Genomic DNA, 16355 nt, shown 5'->3' with positions numbered 1-16355 from the left:
AACAGGTCTTCGTCTCCAAGCGCGGCCAGGGCACAGGGTATTCGGGCATCGAGAACCCCCTGTTCTTCAAGGAAAACACCCGCATGTTCTACGGCGACGCAAAACAGTCGCTCGATACGCTGCTGGGAAAAATCGCGGCCTGACCGCATGAGAGAAGGATTTGGACATGACCACTGATCCAAAGCGCGCAAACGCGATGGACGCCTATTGGATGCCTTTCACGGCCAACCGGCAATTCAAGCAGACCCCGCGCATGGTCGCGGCAGCCGAGGGCATGTATTACACTACCACTGAAGGCCGCAAGGTGATGGACGGTACCGCCGGCCTGTGGTGCGTGAACGCGGGCCACGCCGCGCCGCGCATCACCGAAGCGGTGCAGAAACAGGTGACCGAGCTGGACTATGCCCCCGCCTTCCAGATGGGCCACCCGAAAGCGTTTGAACTTGCCAACCGGCTGGCCGAACTGGCGCCGGGCGATCTGAACCACGTGTTCTTCACAAACTCCGGCTCGGAATCGGTGGAGACCGCGCTGAAGATCGCGCTGGCCTACCACAAGGCCAAGGGCGAACAGGGCCGCACGCGGCTGATCGGCCGCGAGAAGGGCTATCACGGGGTGAACTTCGGCGGCATCTCGGTGGGCGGCATCGTCAACAACCGCCGCCATTTCGGCAGTCTGCTGACAGGCGTCGATCACCTGCGCCACACCCATGACCTGGAGCGCAACGCCTATACCAAGGGCCAGCCGGCGCATGGCGCGGAACTGGCCGAGGACCTGGTGCGGCTGATCGACCTGCACGGGGCGGAGACCATTGCCGCGGTGATCGTCGAGCCGATGGCCGGCTCCGCCGGGGTGATCCTGCCGCCCAAGGGCTACCTGGAGCGGCTGCGCGAGATCACCCGCGAGCACGGCATCCTGCTGATTTTTGACGAGGTGATTACCGCTTATGGCCGCCTCGGCCGGGGTTTTGGCGCCGATTACTACGGTGTGGAGCCGGACATGATCACCACCGCCAAGGGACTCACCAATGGCGTGATTCCGATGGGCGCGGTGATGGTGAGCAGCGAAATCCACGACGCCTTCATGACCGGGCCCGAGCATATGATCGAGCTGTTCCATGGCTACACCTACTCGGGCAACCCGGTGGCCTGCGCGGCAGCGCTGGCGGCGCTGGACACCTACCGCGAGGAAGAGCTGTTCGAGCGTGCCGCTTCGCTGGAGGACTATTGGGCGGATGCGCTGTTCAGCCTCAAGGGGCTGCCGCATGTGAAGGACATCCGCTGCGCGGGCCTCGTCGGTGCGGTGGAGCTGGAGCCGGTTGCCGGCGTGCCGACCAAGCGCGCCTTCGACACCTACCTGCGCGCCTGGGACAAGGGGGCGCATCTGCGCACCACCGGCGACATCATCGCCATGTCGCCGCCGCTGATCATCGAAAAGCATGAAATCGACGAGCTGGTCGGCATCCTCGCCGAGTCGCTCACCGCGTGAAGACCTGCCCCTGCATCGCGGTCCAAGGGGCGCGCGGGGGCAGGGGCGGAACAGGGAGAAAGACATGAAAGACGTGCAAAGCGACGCCCGCATCGACGGCAGCCGCCTGTGGGATTCGCTGATGGAAATGGCCAAGGTCGGCCCCGGCCTGCGCGGCGGCAACAACCGCCAGACGCTCACTGACGCGGACAAGGACGGCCGCAACCTGTTCAAGCGCTGGTGCGAAGAATCCGGCATGACGGTGGGCGTCGACAGCATGGGCAACATGTTTGCCCGCCTTGAAGGCACCGAGCCGGATCTGGATCCGGTGATGATGGGCAGCCATCTGGATACCCAGCCCACGGGCGGCAAGTACGACGGTGTGCTCGGCGTGCTGGCGGGGCTCGAGGTCGTGCGCTCGATCCGCGACCAAGGCCTGCGCACCCGCCGCCCCATCGTGGTGGTCAACTGGACCAACGAGGAAGGCACCCGCTTTGCCCCGGCGATGCTGTCCTCCGGCGTCTTTGCCGGCGTCCACACCCAGGACTGGGCCTACGGGCGCGAGGATGCGGAAGGCAAGAAATTCGGCGAGGAGCTGGCGCGCATCGGCTATGTTGGCGACGAACCGGTGGGCAGCCGCAAGATGCACGCGATGTTCGAGCTGCATATCGAGCAGGGCCCCATTCTGGAAGCCGAGGACAAGGACATTGGCGTCGTCACCCATGGCCAGGGCCTGAACTGGCTGCAGGTGACGCTGACCGGCCAGGAGGCGCACACCGGCTCCACCCCGATGCCGATGCGCCGCAACGCCGGCCTGGGGGCGGCGCGGATCACCGATCTGGTGCATGAGATCGCGATGAGCCACCAGCCCGACGCGGTCGGTGCTGTGGGCCACTGCGACTACTACCCCAACAGCCGCAACATCGTGCCGGGGAAGGTGGTCTTCACCATCGACTTCCGCTCGCCCAGCTTCGACACCCAGGAGGACATGGAACGCCGCCTGCGCGAGGGTGCCGCAAGGATCGCCGAAGAGCTGGAACTGGGCCTGGAAATCGAGCAGGTTGGCCATTTCGACCCGGTGACATTCGACGAAAACTGCGTCTCCGCCGTGCGCCGCGCGGCCGAGCAGCTGGGCTATTCGCACCGCAACATCATCTCGGGCGCGGGGCACGATGCCTGCTGGATCAACAAGGTGGCACCGACCGCCATGGTGATGTGCCCTTGTGTCGACGGGCTCAGCCACAACGAGGACGAGGAAATCAGCCGCGAGTGGGCTGCGGCCGGGGCAGATGTGCTCTTGCATGCCGTGCTGGAAACGGCAGAAGTCGTGGAGTGAAGAATATGACGACAAGAACCGTGATCAAGGGCGGCACCATCGTCGCCGCCGACCGCAGCTACGAAGCCGATGTCGCTATCGAGGATGGCAAGATCGTGCAGATCGGCACCGGCCTCAACGGCGACAAGGTGCTGGACGCCGGAGGCTGCTATGTCATGCCCGGCGGCATCGACCCGCATGTGCATCTGGAAATGCCCTTCATGGGCACCCATTCCGCGGATGATTTCGAGAGCGGCACCCGCGCAGGGCTTGCGGGCGGCACCACGATGGTGGTCGATTTCTGCCTGCCGAGCCCCGGCCAGTCGATGCTGGAAGCATTGGAGGCCTGGCACGCCAAGTCGAAACGCGCCTGCGCCGACTACTCCTTCCACATGGCGGTGACCTGGTGGAGCGAGCAGGTGTTCGAGGAGATGCAGCAGGTCGTGGACCTCGGCATCAATTCCTTCAAGCACTTCATGGCCTACAAGGGCGCGCTGATGGTGGAGGACGACGAGCTGTTCGACTCGTTCCGCCGCTGTGCCGCGCTCGGCGCGCTGCCGATGGTGCATGCGGAAAACGGCGACGTGGTTGCCACCATGCAGCAGAAACTGCTGGCCGACGGCATCCGCGGGCCGGAAGGCCACGGCCTGTCGCGTCCGCCCGAGGTCGAGGGCGAGGCCACCAACCGTGCCATCATGATCGCCGACATGGCAGGCGTGCCGCTTTACGTGGTGCACACCTCCTGCGAGCAGGCACATGAAGCAATCCGCCGGGCCCGCCAGAAGGGCATGCGCGTGTTTGGCGAGCCGCTGATCCAGCATCTGGTGCTGGATGAAAGCGAATACCGCAACCCCAGCTGGGACCATGCCGCGCAGCGGGTGATGTCGCCGCCGTTCCGGGACAAGGCGCATCAGGACAGCCTCTGGGCCGGCCTGCAGGCGGGCTCGCTGCAGGTGGTCGCCACCGACCATTGCGCCTTTTCGAACGAACAGAAGCGCTTCGGCATTGACGACTTCACCAAGATCCCCAACGGCACCGGCGGTCTCGAAGACCGGATGCCGGTTCTGTGGAGCGAGGGCGTCAACACCGGCCGCCTGACGCCGAACGAGTTTGTCGCCGTGACCTCCACCAACATCGCCAAGATCCTCAACATCTATCCGCGCAAAGGCGCGATTGTGGAAGGCTCCGACGCTGATCTGGTGGTGTGGGATCCGAAGAAGTCCAAGACGATCTCGCCCGAGACCCAGCAGTCGGTGGTGGAATACAACGTCTTCTCCGGCCGCGAGGTCACTGGCCTGCCGCGCTATACCCTCAGCCGCGGCGAGGTGGCAGTGGACAACGGCAAGGTCTGCGCCACCCCGGGCCACGGCCGCTTTGTCGAGCGGCCCGCCTTCCCGGAGGTGAACAAGGCGCTGTCGAAGTGGAAAGAGCTGACAGCGCCGCGCAAAGTTGTGCGTTCGGCGGAAAACATGCCCGCCTGCGTCTGAATGAATTCCCTGGCGCGAGCCGGGGAATTTTTGCATGTGCTGTCCGCCGCAGAAGCGGGCAGCGGGAAGCCATAAAACAGGGAGACAACGACCATGGCTGACATAACCAGCGGATATTCCGCCCTCGGCGCCGAGGCGCCGCCGCGGGTGGATCTGGCGGAGATCGACCCCGCGCTCTACAACGAGGACCAGTTGCCGACGACGGCGGCAGAACGCACCTGGGACTGGGTGGCGATTGCCGCGCTCTGGGTCGGCATGGTGGTCTGCATCCCGACTTACCTGCTGGCATCCTACCTGATCGGCTCGGGCATGAGCTGGGACCAGGCGGTGATGACCATCCTCGCCGCCAACGCCATCGTGCTGATCCCGATGGTTCTGGTGGGCCATGCCGGAACCAAATACGGTATCCCCTTCCCGGTGCTTTTGCGCTCCTCTTTCGGGCCTACTGGCGCCAAGATCCCGGCCGTGGCGCGCGGCATCGTCGCCTGCGGCTGGTTCGGCATCCAGACCTGGGTCGGCGGCTCGGCGATCTTCGTGATCCTCAACACGCTTACCGGCGGTGCGCTGGCGGGCGAGGCGCTGCCGGTCCTGGGCATCAGCCTGGGCGAGTTCATCTGCTTCCTCGCGTTCTGGGGCCTGCACCTCTACTTCATCAAGAACGGCACCGAGTCGATCCGCTGGCTGGAAACCTATGCCGCCCCCTTCCTGCTGGCGATGGGTCTGGCACTCCTGGGCTGGGCCTATGTCAACGCTGGCGGCTTCGGCGAGATGCTCTCCACCCCCAGCGCCTTTGACCCGGGCCAGCCGCAGGAAGGCCAGTTCTGGGTGGTGTTCTGGCCGAGCCTCACCGGCATGATCGGCTTCTGGGCGACGCTGGCGCTGAACATCCCTGACTTCACCCGTCATGCCAAAAGCCAGAAAGACCAGTTTCTGGGCCAGCTGGTCGGCCTGCCGATCCCGATGGCGCTGTTTGCCTTCATCGCCTCGGCCGTGACCTCGGCCACCGTGGTAATCTATGGCGAGGCGATCTGGGATCCGATCCAGCTGTCTGAGAAGATGGGCGGCTTCTCGGTGATCATCGCGCTGTTTGCGCTGATCGTGGCAACCCTGACCACCAACCTGGCGGCCAACGTGGTGGCACCGGCGCACGGGTTTTCGAACCTCGCGCCCAGCAAGATCAACCTCAAGCGCGGCGGCTACATCACCGCGGGCATCGGCATCGCCATGTTCCCCTGGGTCCTGGTCAACCACATCATCGGCTGGCTGATCGCCTATTCGGCCCTGCTGGGCCCGATCGCGGGTGTGATGCTGGCGGACTACTACCTGCTGCGGAAAACCAAGCTTGAAGTGGCGGACCTGTTCAAGATGAACGGCATCTACTCCGGCAAGAACGGCACCAACTGGGCCGGTGTCTGGGCGCTGGTGATCGGTATCCTGCCGAACCTGCCGGGCTTCCTCGCCGGTGTCGGCATCACCGCCGGAACTTCGGACTTCTTCGCCACGATCTACACCTACGCCTGGTTCGTCGGGCTGTTCGTGGCCGGCGCCGCCTATCTGGTGCTGTCCAAGATCCTGAACAAGTGACTCCTGGCCGGGGCGGCGCCTGCCGCCCCGCCTTACCTCTCAGAATAGTGGAGCTCTCATGCCCAAAGCCTATTGGATCGCTCATGTCACGGTGACGGACCCGGACCCCTACAAGCTTTATGCCGAGGGCGCGACGCAGGCGTTCAAGACCTACGGCGCCCGCGTGCTCGCCCGCGGCGGCGCATGCGAGCAGATGGAGGGCGACGGCCATCCGCGCAACGTGGTGATCGAGTTCGACTCGATGGAGGCGGCGCTCAGCTGCTACAACTCGCCCGAATACCAGGCCGCCAAGGCGCACCGCGAGGGCGCGGGGCTGGCCAATATCGTGTTCGTCGAAGGCGCCCCGGACTGAAAGGTGCCCTCGGGTGGGCGGTGGCAGGCCCGCGCCCGCCGCCGCGCCGCTGCTGGCGCTCTCAGCCCACTGCCTTGGACTGGTTCACGCGCTTGGACAGTTCCGCCCGGCTCTCCACCCGTTCCGAGTAGCGGTCGACCAGGTGCTCCTTGATGTCCCGGGTCAGCAGGGTGAATTTCACCAGTTCCTCCATTACGTCGACGATACGGTTGTAGTAGGGCGAGGGTTTCATCCGGCCGTCCTCGTCGAACTCGTCCCAGGCCTTGGCGACCGAAGACTGGTTCGGGATCGTCAGGAGCCGCATCCAGCGGCCGAGGATGCGCAGCTGGTTCACCGTGTTGAAGGATTGCGAGCCGCCGCACACCTGCATCACCGCGAGCGTCTTGCCTTGCGTCGGGCGCACCCCGCCAAGGCTGAGAGGAATCCAGTCGATCTGGCTTTTCATGATGCCGGTCATCGCGCCGTGGCGCTCGGGCGAGGACCAGACCATGCCTTCGCACCAAGTCACCAGATCGCGCAGCTCGGCCACCTTGGGATGGTCCGTGTCGGCGTCATCCGGCTGGGGCAGGCCCCGAGGGTCGAAGAGCCGCGCCTCGGCGCCCAGGCAGGTGAGAATGCGGGCGGATTCTTCGGCGGCAAAGCGCGAGAAGCTGCGCGCGCGCAAGGAGCCGTAGAGGATAAGGATGCGCGCCGGATGGCGGTTGGGTTCGGCCGGGAACAGCGCGTCCGGGCCGATCGGGGCAAGGCTCCCGGCGTCGATATTGGGCGTGTCGGTCATGGCGGTCTCCTGTGTCCGGCGGGCACTCCTGCCCGCGCCCGCAATGGTTCCGGCTTCGCAGGGCCATGCGGCCCGGTGGATCTGCCGGATTGTCATTTCGGGCAATGACGAATTGAGGCTCCTCTAGCGGCTGGCGGGCATTCTTGTCAACACGCCTCATTTCGCGTAATCACGAAACATGAACCAACTCCCCGCCATAAACGCCTTCGGCGCGCTTGCCCATGACACAAGGCTGTCGGTGTTCCGCCTGCTTGTCCAGCGCGGCCCCGCGGGCACGCCGGCGATGGAAATCGGCCGCCTGCTGGAGCTGAAGCCGTCGACCGTCTCGGGGCATCTCGCTGTGCTGAAGCGGGCGGGGCTGGTGACGGCGCAGCGCAACCACCGCGAAATCCTCTACGCGCCCCGCTTTGCAGCGGTGAACGCCCTGGTGCGCTTCCTGCTGCAGGACTGCTGCGGCGGTGATGCCGCGGCCTGCGCGGGCGTCGACCTTTCCGCGTTGCAGTAGACGCGGCCGGCGCAAGGCCGCCCGCGCCGCTCTCCAGCTCAGCGCGCCCCGGCAGGCTGGGCCAGGCGCGGCGGCGCGCTTGGCTGGCGGCGGGAGGCCGGGCTCAGGTCCGCAACGCAGCGCAGGATCTGCGCCGCCCCCCGGCGGACCTTTTCGGTGGCAATCGCATAGGAAAGGCGGATGTTGTCAGGCGCGCCGAAATGGCGGCCCGGCACCGCAGCGACGCCATAATCCTGCAACAGCAGATCGCAGAAATCCTCGTCGGTGGCGATCAGCCGGCCATTGTGCATGGTGCCGAACAGGCGGGAAACGTCAGGAAACAGGTAGAAGGCGCCCCCCGGCACGGCGCAGCGGATCTGCGGCGCGGCCGCGAAATGTCCAAGCAGGATGCCGCGCCGCTCCCGGTAGCTTTCGGTCATGCGCTCGGAAAAGTCCTGAGGACCTGCCAATGCCTCGGCCGCGGCGGCGGCAGCGGCGGGAGGCATGTTGGAGATCGAATTGCTGTTGAGCGTCGCAACCGCCGCCGCCACCTCGGGCGCCGCTGCCAGCAGCCCGGCGCGCCAGCCCGGCATGCCGTAGAGCTTGGAGATGCTGTCGACCTTGATGATGCGGGGCGCAAGGTCCGGCGCCACGTCCAGCAGATGCGGGCAAGGGGCATCGGTATAGACAAAGCGCTGGTAGACGTCATCGGTGATGATCCAGACGTCATGGCCGCGCAAAACATCGGCGAGCGCGGCCAGTTCCGCGGCACTGTAAAGCGCGCCCGAGGGGTTTGACGGATTGTTCAGCACCAGGGCGCGGGGCTGGCCGGCCAGCGCCGCCTCCAGCCCCGGCGCGTCCAGCTTGTAACCCTGTTCCAGCCCGCAGTAGGGGCTGCGCACCGCCACGCCCGCCAGCCGCGCGATGTCGAAATAGGTGGGCCAGCACGGCGCCGGGATCACTACCGTGTCGCCGGGCTGGAACAACACCTGGAACAGCGAATACAGCAGGTGCTTGGCGCCCAGACCCATCGCCACATGATCGGGACCGTATGTGGCGAGCCCGAGCCGCGACAGGTAATGCAGGTAACCCGCTATCAGCCCGTCTTCACCGCGGCTGGGGCCGTAGCGGCAGCGGTCGCTGGCAATGGCGGCGATGGCGGCGTCATAGACCCGCTGCGGCGGGGTGAAATCCGGCACTCCGATCGAGAAATCGGTCACCGGTTCTTCGCGGGCCTGGATGCGGCCCGCCAGCTCCAGGATCGGGCAGAAGGGCGTGTCGCGGTGCAGGGCGGCCAGCTCAGGCATGGGGAACTCCGGTGCGGGGCAGGGTGCGGGGCAAGGCAGGGCGCGGCGGGAAGGGGTGCGGCAGCATCAGGCGACGCTCTCCATCGGCTGGCGCGCGCGCTCACGCGCGATGGCCTCGGCCATGCGGGTGGCGGCCGCGGTGATGATATCGAGATTGCCCGCCGACGGGTCGAGGTAGTCGCCCGCGCCGGTGACGCGCACCATGGTAAACAGCCGCTCGCCCGTGACATGCGGTTCGACCGTGATGTCATAGCCGGGCACGGCTGCGCGCAGTTTCTCCACCGCCTGCGCAATCGCTGCCTCGGTGGCACCGAGGTCATGCCGGTCGGCCAGGGCAGAGACCGCGGTCTGCATGAAAACGTTGGGCTTGGCCGGGTTGATGTTGAGGATTGCCTTCACCTGCCGGCAGCCGGTGAAGCGTGCAAGCGCCGCCTCTGTGGTCTCGATATAATGGTTGAGGTTCAGCCGCGTTGCGGGTCCGGCGCTTTCGGCGCTGATCGAGGAGACCACCTCGATATAGCGGATTTCCGGATTGGCCGCGGTCATTGCCTGGGCAATCGGGATCGAGGCCTGGCCGCCGCAGGTGATCATGTTGATGTTGGGCGCCCCGATGAGGGCATCGCCGTTCAGCGACGGCACGCAGGCCGCGCCATTCGGGGCAGGCGTGAGGTTGATCAGCGTCTTGCCGGCCGCCTGCAGCGCCGGGGCATGGGCCTGATGCGCTGCGGAGGAAGTGGCATCGAAGACCAGATCGAAGCGGTCGAGTGCCGCCATGAGCCCCTCGGCGCCGCGGCCGGTGACGGCGACACCGTGCTTGCGGGCAAAGGCCAGCCCGGGCGAGGCCGCGCTGCGCCCGGCAAAGAGGGCGCAGTCCAGGACGGGCGATTTCAGCACCTTGCACAGCACGTCGCAGCCAATGTTGCCGCTGCCGATGATGGCGGTTTTCAGCCTCATATCTTCACTCCCTTCAAGTGGTTGCAGGGTTGCCCGCGCCGGAAAGCCGGGCCGCGGCGGAGATTATCAGGTCTTCCTGGCCCGCCACCGCGTTGCACTTGGACAACTCCTCGTAGATGAACCGCGGCGCGACGCCGAATTGCGCGGCGGCGCGGGTCACGTGTTTCTCAAAACCTGCGCAGACGCCGTAGATGCCGCTGATCAGGTTGGAGGTGCCGACGATGGTGCGCCGCTCCACCGGCGGCAGGCCGGGCAGCGCCTCCACCGCCTCGCACAGCGCAAAGACGTCGGTGCCGGTCTCGAAGCCGTAGCGTTCCAGCACCGCGCAGAGCACCTCGAGCTGGGTGTTGCCCGCGCCCGCCCCGAAGCCGCGCATCGTGCCGTCAAGGATGGTGGCCCCGGCCTCGGCCGCGGCGACGGAATTGGCGATGGCCAGGCCCAGGTTGTTATGGGCGTGAAAGCCTACCGGCACCGGCAGTTCGGCGGCCAGCAAGCCGACCTTGGCGGCGGTGTCGCGCGGGTCGTAATTGCCGGCGGAATCCATCAGCACGATCGCATTGGCGCCGAATGAGACCTGTTTCGCGGCCTCCGCCAGCAGCACCTCGGGCGGCGCCATATGGGTCATCATCAGCACGCCCTGAACGTACTTTCCCTCGCCGCGGGCGTAGTCGATGTAGCTTTGCGTCAGGTCGCCCTCGGTGCAATGGGCGGCTATACGGAAGACGTCTACCCCCGCCGCAATCGCCGACTTCAGGTCGGAAATCTTGGCAAATCCCGGGATCGCGTGAATTCCAAGCCTGGTCTTTTGAAGATTAGCCCGGGCGGTCTCCAGCATTTCCATATCGGCATGCCGCGCAAGACCCAGCTGGAGGGAGGAAGCGCCAAGCCCGTTGCCATGCCCGACCTCGACCACCTCGAGCCCGCAGCCGTCCACGGCGCGGCAATAGGCGGCGATGTCGTCGAGGCTGAGGTCATGGGCGATCGCGTGGTTGCCGTCGCGCAGGGTGGGGTCATGAATGGCAATGGCCATGGCAAGCTCCTTTCCGGGGGCTCTGTGCGGGAAATGGGGGTGGGGCGGGCGCCGCTCAGGTCATCTCGATGCGGGCGGCGGCGGCTTCGGCCCGGGCCAGTGCCTCGTCGCGGCTGCTGCCGCGTGCCAGCACATAGGCCACGCGCGAGTCTGCCGAGAGCACTGCGCCATAGTGCCTTCCGGGCTTGGCCGAGGAATGCACCCGCGCGACGCCCTCCGCCGCGGCGGCGCTGTCGAGTCCGGTGATGGCGTTCAGCGTCCGGTCTCGGGCCAGCACGTAGCGGATCGCCATCGCGGGTGCGGCTGGCTGCCCGGGGGTGTGGTCCAGGCCGAGGACAGCGGCAAAGGTTTCCTTGAACACATCGGCGCCGGTGGTTTCCAGCGTCAGCTCCCAGATCTGATCGCCGCCGTTGCGGGTCTGGGTTTCTATCACATGCACCTCGCCATCGTGGATCTTCACCTCGCTGTGGGCCGGGCCGCAGCGGTAGCCCATGGCATCGAGCAGGCGGCAGACTTTGGCCTCCACGCGGGCGCGGGCTTGCGCATCCAGCGCGGCGGGCTGCACATGGCCGCTTTCGATGAAATAGGGGGCGCCGGTGGTGGTCTTTTCGGTCACCGCCAGCACCCGGTGCCGCCCTTCTGCCGACATGGTTTCCACGCTGTACTCGGGGCCGGGGATGAACTTCTCTGCAATCAGCTCGGCGCGGCCTGCATCCAGCGCGTGGGCCAGTGCCGCATCCGGGTCGGTGCCGGGGCCGATGAAATGCACGCCTTCACTGCCGCCGCCCTCGGCCGGCTTCACGATGCAGTCACCATGCTGGGCGGCGAAAGCCGCAATATCCGCGGCGCTTTCGATACGGGCAAACGGCACGTCCCCGATCCCCAGTGCGCTGAGCCGCTCGCGCATCAGCAGCTTGTTGCGGGTGAGGCGCACCGGCTCGATCTGGCAGTTGCTGGGCACGTCCAGCGCCCCGGCGATACGGGCAGCGGTGAGGAAGCCGTATTCGGCAAAGGAAAACACCGCGTCAAATGGCGTGGCGCCATGCAATGCGCGGGCGAGGGCAAGGCTGGCCTCCGTGTCCTCGTAGTCGGTGACCACCACGGTCCGGGCATTGTCGAGCAGGTGATCGGTCAGATGAGCGCGGCATTGCAGGGCGCTGTAGGTGAGGCCCATTTCCGGGATCCGGGAAAACGTATGGTCGCGGCCGCCGACCAGGAGGATGTGGGGTTTCTTGTCAGACATGGCTTCCCTTGGTCTTGGAGGGTTGAGGCTGCCGGGCTGCGGCGGGTGCGGAAGGGTTGCGGAACATATCGCGGCGCAGGAAGACCGGCGCGGCATGCAGGATCGACATCCGCAGCACGTGGTTCAGCATCACAAAGGCGGGCTCCAGCCCCAGCACCAGCGCGGTGGCCACCATCACCTCCACCCCGCCCGGCACCCAGGACATGAAGAGCACCAGAAAGGCCTGCCCGCTGAGCGCGCTGAACAGCCAGGCCAGCGCCGCGGTGAGGCTGAAGGTGATCGTGGTGACGATTAGCCCGGCGCGCAGATAAGACACGACATCGCGGAGGGTGATCTCCTTCAGCCGGATGCCGATCAGCCCGCCCAGCAGCGCCATCGCCAAAAGCACCAGCGGCCCGGGCACCGAAACCGGCGCGATGAGGCCGCTGAGGTTGGCCGCAGCCGCCAGCATCAGCCCGGTGATCATGTAGGGCGCGGGCATCGCGCAGCGTTCCAGAAGACGCCCCGCGCCATAGCCCGCCGCGGCAATCGCCAGCAGCATCAGATAGGCTCCGGCGCCCGCAGCCGGAATGCCGGCCGCCGCGCCGGAACCGCGCGGGCCTGCGATCACGAACACCGCCACCAGAAGGGCAACCGTCCGCACCATATGGGCAAAGACGATCTTGGCGGAGGCCTTGCCCTCGTCGCCAGTCAGCACCATCACCGCTGCCATCGCCCCCGGCACCGCGCCCAGCAGGCTTTCGGCCGGCGACCATTTTTCGACCCGGCGCAGCCAGCCATAGCCCGCCGCAAGCTGGGCGCTCATGCAGACCAGCAGCCCCGCCAGCACCATCGGGCGGGTGATCCCGGCCAGAAGCTCAGGATTCAGAAGCGCGCCCACGCTGGCGCCGAGGATCAGCTGGATCAGCACAATGGCTGCGTTTGGTGTCCTGAGCGGCAGGCCGAGGCGGCCGGCACCGAAGGTCAGCCCGGCAGCGCCCAAGAGCTCACCCAGCGGCAGGCCGCTCAGATGCCCGAGCGCGGCGCCGGCGAGGGCGAGCAGGGCCGTGAGGGCAAAATCCCGCCGCATCAGCCTGCGCTCCGCAGCGCTTGCACCGGCGCCAGAGTGGCAATGCGGGCCTGGTGGTGGATCACGTCGATATTGTTCACCATGTAGAAAGTGCCGCAGGTCAGCTGGCCAAGCGCAAACAGCCCGGACGCGAGGCGGCCGCCGCGCGACAGCACCCGGCAATCCTCCAGCCGCACTTTCAGCCCGCCCGCCGCATCCGCCTCTGCAAACCCCTGGCTGATGAGCGCGCCGGTCAGCGGGCAGCGTGGATCGAGCCCGCGCTGGATGCCGGTCGCATTGACCACCACATCCACCTCTGTCTCTCCTTCGGCGAAGACCATCCGGTAGCTTCCGTCCCGGTAGATCACATCGCGCAAACCGCTGCGGTGGCTCAGCGCGCCCTCCGCCTGCAAGGCCGCTATCCTGTCGGCATTGGTGCGCGAGATCGGCACCCGCATGTTCGACCAAAGCCGGTGGAAATGCCGCATAAAGGCCGCTTTGGAGCGCTCCGGCAGGCGGCTCCAGATCATCGGGATCAGCGTGTTGGTGGCAGCCAGGATGCTGGACACCAGATCATCGTCGGCGCAGTCCGCACCGCGCAGGAGTTGCGCAAAGCTGACGCCGACGCCCTGGTGGCGCATCTCCGCCTCGAACAGCTCCATGACCTGCGCCAGGCTCAGCGGCGTGCCGGGCGCACCGAGGGCCGCCAGCCCCGCGGGCGTCAGATGTTTCAGCGTCACCGTGCGGTAGGCAGTCACCGCCTTGGGCAGCCCGGCCCGGCGTGAGGTCATCAGCATCCGCTGCCCCCCGATGCCAAGCGCCACGTCATAGGCGGTGAGTCGGCAGCCCAGGATTCCGACGCGCTTGTCCTTCAGCGCCCGAAGCCGGCCCGCCGGGTAGGGGGCAGCATAATAGCCGGGCGTCTGAGCCAGCCCGTAGGGGTCGGCCTCCAGCTTGGTTCCAAGGCAGAGATAGACGGCGTCATAATCCGTGCTGCTGCGGCCCCAGTTCAGCCGGTACAGCGCATCGGGCCGCGGGCTGGAAGCGATCCCCTCCACCCCGGCTCCGATCAGCCGGATACGGCCGCCGCCGCTGCGGATTTGCCCGCTCAGCGCATCAAAGCGGCTTTGCAGGAAGCGGCCGAACAGCGCGCGTTCCAGGAAGCCATCCTCATCCGCCGCTGCCTCCGCCGCGCCGCTCTGGCGCAGCCAGTCCCGGAAATCTCCTTCCCGCGCCAGGTACATCAGTTTCAGCGGGCGGTTCAGCAAGTTGGTCCCGGTATCCTGCTGATAGGCGGCGCCCGGACCGAAGCTGCGGCTGCGTTCGAAGACATCGACCGTGAGGGAGGACAGGTCCGGCGCCGATGTCACCAGGTTTTCAAGAACGGAGACACCGGCATAACCCGCGCCAAGCACAGCAATCTTCATTGGATCACCCTTGCAGTTTTCGATTGGCAGTTGGCAGGGCTCAGGCGGCGGCGCCAGTGTCCCAGAGGCATTCGGCGTGGAACCACGCTTCCAGCCGGTGCAGCCTGTCGGCAAGCTGCGCTTCGCTGTCGCCTTCAACGATGGCGTTGAGGATTTCGGCATTGGTGAAGGTCATCTGCCCATATGCGGCGCCGCTCTCGGCGCTCATCCGGTAGGCGCGTACGAAGTCGAACGGGCAGGGGCCCGGCGCCCGGCGCAGAAGGCCGCCGCGCGGCGGCACGTTGAGATGGCCGACAAGGCGCAGCGGCTCGCTCATCGGCTCCGGCGCAAACTCGGGATCGCGCATGGCCCGCAGGAAGCTCATCCGCGGATCGATCCCCCAGGCCTCGGTCATTTCCTGATTGAAGAAGCAGCCGCCCAGCCGCGAGGCGATCTCGCCCAGCACGATGGTGCCCTCCGCGGTCACGAAAACTTCCAGGTGGAACAGCATGGTGGGCGGAGAGGGCATCACCTCCTCGACCAGGGTGCGGGAATAGCTGACCAGCTTCTGGCGCAGCGGGTTCGCGGCCTCCAGCATATGCAGATCGTGCGACCGGCCGCCGAGGAAGTCGAGCGCCGAGGTCAGCACCCGCACCGGCGAGATGACGATGGCCTGCCCGCCGATATAGAGCCCGTTGACGATGTAGTGGTCGCCCGCCACGAAACTCTCGATCATCGTGTTGTAGAAGGTGGTGCTGGTCTGCCGCGCCAGCCAGCCGTTCAGATCATCCTGGGAACGGATCACGCAGACCCCGTTCGATCCGCGCCCGTCGCGCGGCTTCAGTACCACCGGATAGCCCTGAGCGTCGATGAAGCGCTGGATATCGATCGCGCTGCGCACGATCGCCATCTCGCAAACCGGCAGCCCGGCGGTCTTGGCCCGCCGTTTCATCGCGAATTTGTCCCGATAGGGGTGGAGCCGGGTCTCGGCGCCCTGGGACAGCCCGAGGTAGTCATTCACCCGGGCCGCCCGCAGCACGTCGATCTCCGCCAGAGCCACGCAAAGCGGCTGCTCCAGACTGCGCGCAAGGCTGATGGCGGCCAATTCCACTGCGGGGCTATCATTGAAATTTTCAAAGAAGCGGAAGTTCAGTCCATCGGGAAAGACGCGCAGGAGGTCCGTCCTGGCGCTGGCACATGTCAGGATAACGCTGTCCGGGCCGATAGCCGCGCGCCATTCCGTAACGTCATGCTGCAACAAAATTTTTGGCGGAGCGAAGAGAATAAGGCTGGTCATGAGTCAGGTCTTCCGAAAGTTTGCCGGCAAACGGGAAGCTCGCCTTTTAGGTGATTTGAGTGCAACCTACAGTTTAGTATCTGACAGTCAACCTGAAGTTTTGTGGAAGTTGCGCGACAAAGCGGCTGCGCGAAATTCCGCTGATCCCGGGCTCTCGCACGAAAGCACCGCGCCCGCCGGAGGGATGACGCGGGCCTGTTGCAACATCCGGAAATCCCACGGGCTGCGCAAAGCAGGAATGTCTCTGGTGGCGCCTGCGGGAGCGCAGCCTGACAGGGCGCAGACCTCAAGTACCGGAACCCTGGCTGGCTGCGCGGGTTGCCCTGGGCTTGCGGTCTGCCAGTGTATTCCCGCCGCCCGTCCGCGAATTCGCAGCTGTCCGCATATTTGCTGGGCAGGCCGCGGGTCACTCCGTTCTCTCCGGGGATGATCCGCTGCCGGCCGCAGGAGAAGGCCGGCTGGGCGCTTGGCGAACCTTGCATTGCACCGTTCCATGAAACCGGAAAGGAACGCATTGGCCGCCTCCATGTCAGAGATGCCGGCCAGCCGCAGTTCGTTCACCAGCCGGTCCTGCAACGTGCGGGTGGCGCGTTCCACGCGGCCCT

At 66.3% G+C, this 16355-nt stretch carries 15 protein-coding genes and 1 pseudogene; 7 read left to right on the top strand and 9 right to left on the bottom strand.

The window, feature by feature from the left end; genetic code table 11:
* From ACOHX0_RS20765 to ACOHX0_RS20740, 6 genes are all read left to right on the top strand, one after another.
* Nucleotides 1-143: NAD(P)(+) transhydrogenase (Re/Si-specific) subunit beta (locus ACOHX0_RS20765; RefSeq protein WP_420679150.1), on the top strand; the 143-nt coding region annotated here is incomplete at its 5' end.
* A gap of 23 nt (nt 144-166) precedes the next feature.
* Complete coding sequence (gene aptA / locus ACOHX0_RS20760) at nt 167-1486, top strand: omega-aminotransferase AptA (protein WP_420679149.1); 1320 nt, start codon at nt 167-169, stop codon at nt 1484-1486.
* 64 nt (nt 1487-1550) lie between these two features.
* Nucleotides 1551-2801 carry a Zn-dependent hydrolase gene (locus tag ACOHX0_RS20755; RefSeq protein ID WP_420679148.1) on the top strand — a complete coding sequence of 417 codons (1251 nt, stop codon included), beginning with the start codon at nt 1551-1553 and terminating at the stop codon, nt 2799-2801.
* Nucleotides 2802-2806: 5 nt separating this feature from the next.
* A complete protein-coding gene (hydA, locus tag ACOHX0_RS20750) occupies nt 2807-4267 on the top strand; it encodes a dihydropyrimidinase (RefSeq protein WP_420679147.1) in 1461 nt (486 codons plus the stop codon).
* 93 nt (nt 4268-4360) lie between these two features.
* A complete protein-coding gene (locus ACOHX0_RS20745; protein WP_420679146.1) occupies nt 4361-5851 on the top strand; it encodes an NCS1 family nucleobase:cation symporter-1 in 1491 nt (496 codons plus the stop codon).
* A 58-nt stretch (nt 5852-5909) separates the two neighbouring features.
* Nucleotides 5910-6203: a DUF1330 domain-containing protein gene (locus ACOHX0_RS20740; protein ID WP_420679145.1), complete on the top strand. Its 294-nt coding sequence runs from the start codon at nt 5910-5912 to the stop codon at nt 6201-6203.
* Between the two features lie 61 nt (nt 6204-6264).
* On the opposite strand, the gene arsH is transcribed toward ACOHX0_RS20740, so the two are convergent.
* A complete protein-coding gene (gene arsH, locus ACOHX0_RS20735) occupies nt 6265-6981 on the bottom strand; it encodes an arsenical resistance protein ArsH (protein WP_420679143.1) in 717 nt (238 codons plus the stop codon).
* A 178-nt stretch (nt 6982-7159) separates the two neighbouring features.
* Between arsH and ACOHX0_RS20730 the strand changes: the two genes are divergently transcribed.
* Nucleotides 7160-7486 (top strand): ArsR/SmtB family transcription factor, encoded by a 327-nt coding sequence (locus ACOHX0_RS20730; protein WP_420679142.1) that lies wholly within the window; start codon nt 7160-7162, stop codon nt 7484-7486.
* 38 nt (nt 7487-7524) lie between these two features.
* On the opposite strand, the gene ACOHX0_RS20725 is transcribed toward ACOHX0_RS20730, so the two are convergent.
* From ACOHX0_RS20725 to ACOHX0_RS20690, 8 genes and pseudogenes are all read right to left on the bottom strand, one after another.
* Entirely contained in the window at nt 7525-8772 is a 1248-nt protein-coding gene (locus ACOHX0_RS20725; protein ID WP_420679141.1) for an aminotransferase class I/II-fold pyridoxal phosphate-dependent enzyme, read from the bottom strand.
* Nucleotides 8773-8838: 66 nt separating this feature from the next.
* Nucleotides 8839-9726: an acetaldehyde dehydrogenase (acetylating) gene (locus ACOHX0_RS20720; RefSeq protein ID WP_420679139.1), complete on the bottom strand. Its 888-nt coding sequence runs from the start codon at nt 9724-9726 to the stop codon at nt 8839-8841.
* Between the two features lie 13 nt (nt 9727-9739).
* Nucleotides 9740-10756, bottom strand: a complete 1017-nt coding sequence (gene dmpG, locus ACOHX0_RS20715) for a 4-hydroxy-2-oxovalerate aldolase (RefSeq protein ID WP_420679138.1) — start codon at nt 10754-10756, stop codon at nt 9740-9742.
* 55 nt (nt 10757-10811) lie between these two features.
* On the bottom strand, nt 10812-11999 hold the full coding sequence (locus ACOHX0_RS20710) for an ATP-grasp domain-containing protein (RefSeq protein WP_420679137.1): 1188 nt from the start codon (nt 11997-11999) through the stop codon (nt 10812-10814).
* Nucleotides 11992-13068 carry an AbrB family transcriptional regulator gene (locus ACOHX0_RS20705; protein ID WP_420679136.1) on the bottom strand — a complete coding sequence of 359 codons (1077 nt, stop codon included), beginning with the start codon at nt 13066-13068 and terminating at the stop codon, nt 11992-11994. The genes ACOHX0_RS20710 and ACOHX0_RS20705 overlap by 8 nt, the downstream gene beginning before the upstream one ends.
* Nucleotides 13068-14474, bottom strand: coding sequence for an FAD/NAD(P)-binding protein (locus ACOHX0_RS20700; RefSeq protein WP_420679135.1), 1407 nt, complete (start codon nt 14472-14474; stop codon nt 13068-13070). The genes ACOHX0_RS20705 and ACOHX0_RS20700 overlap by 1 nt, the downstream gene beginning before the upstream one ends.
* A gap of 40 nt (nt 14475-14514) precedes the next feature.
* Entirely contained in the window at nt 14515-15750 is a 1236-nt protein-coding gene (locus ACOHX0_RS20695; protein ID WP_420679134.1) for an ATP-grasp domain-containing protein, read from the bottom strand.
* Nucleotides 15751-16209: 459 nt separating this feature from the next.
* A pseudogene (locus ACOHX0_RS20690) lies at nt 16210-16355 on the bottom strand (ISNCY family transposase); the annotation flags it as partial.

The organism is Cribrihabitans pelagius, assembly GCF_048820915.1.
Lineage (GTDB): Bacteria > Pseudomonadota > Alphaproteobacteria > Rhodobacterales > Rhodobacteraceae > Cribrihabitans_A > Cribrihabitans_A pelagius.
This window is presented reverse-complemented; position numbering and strand designations above follow the sequence as displayed.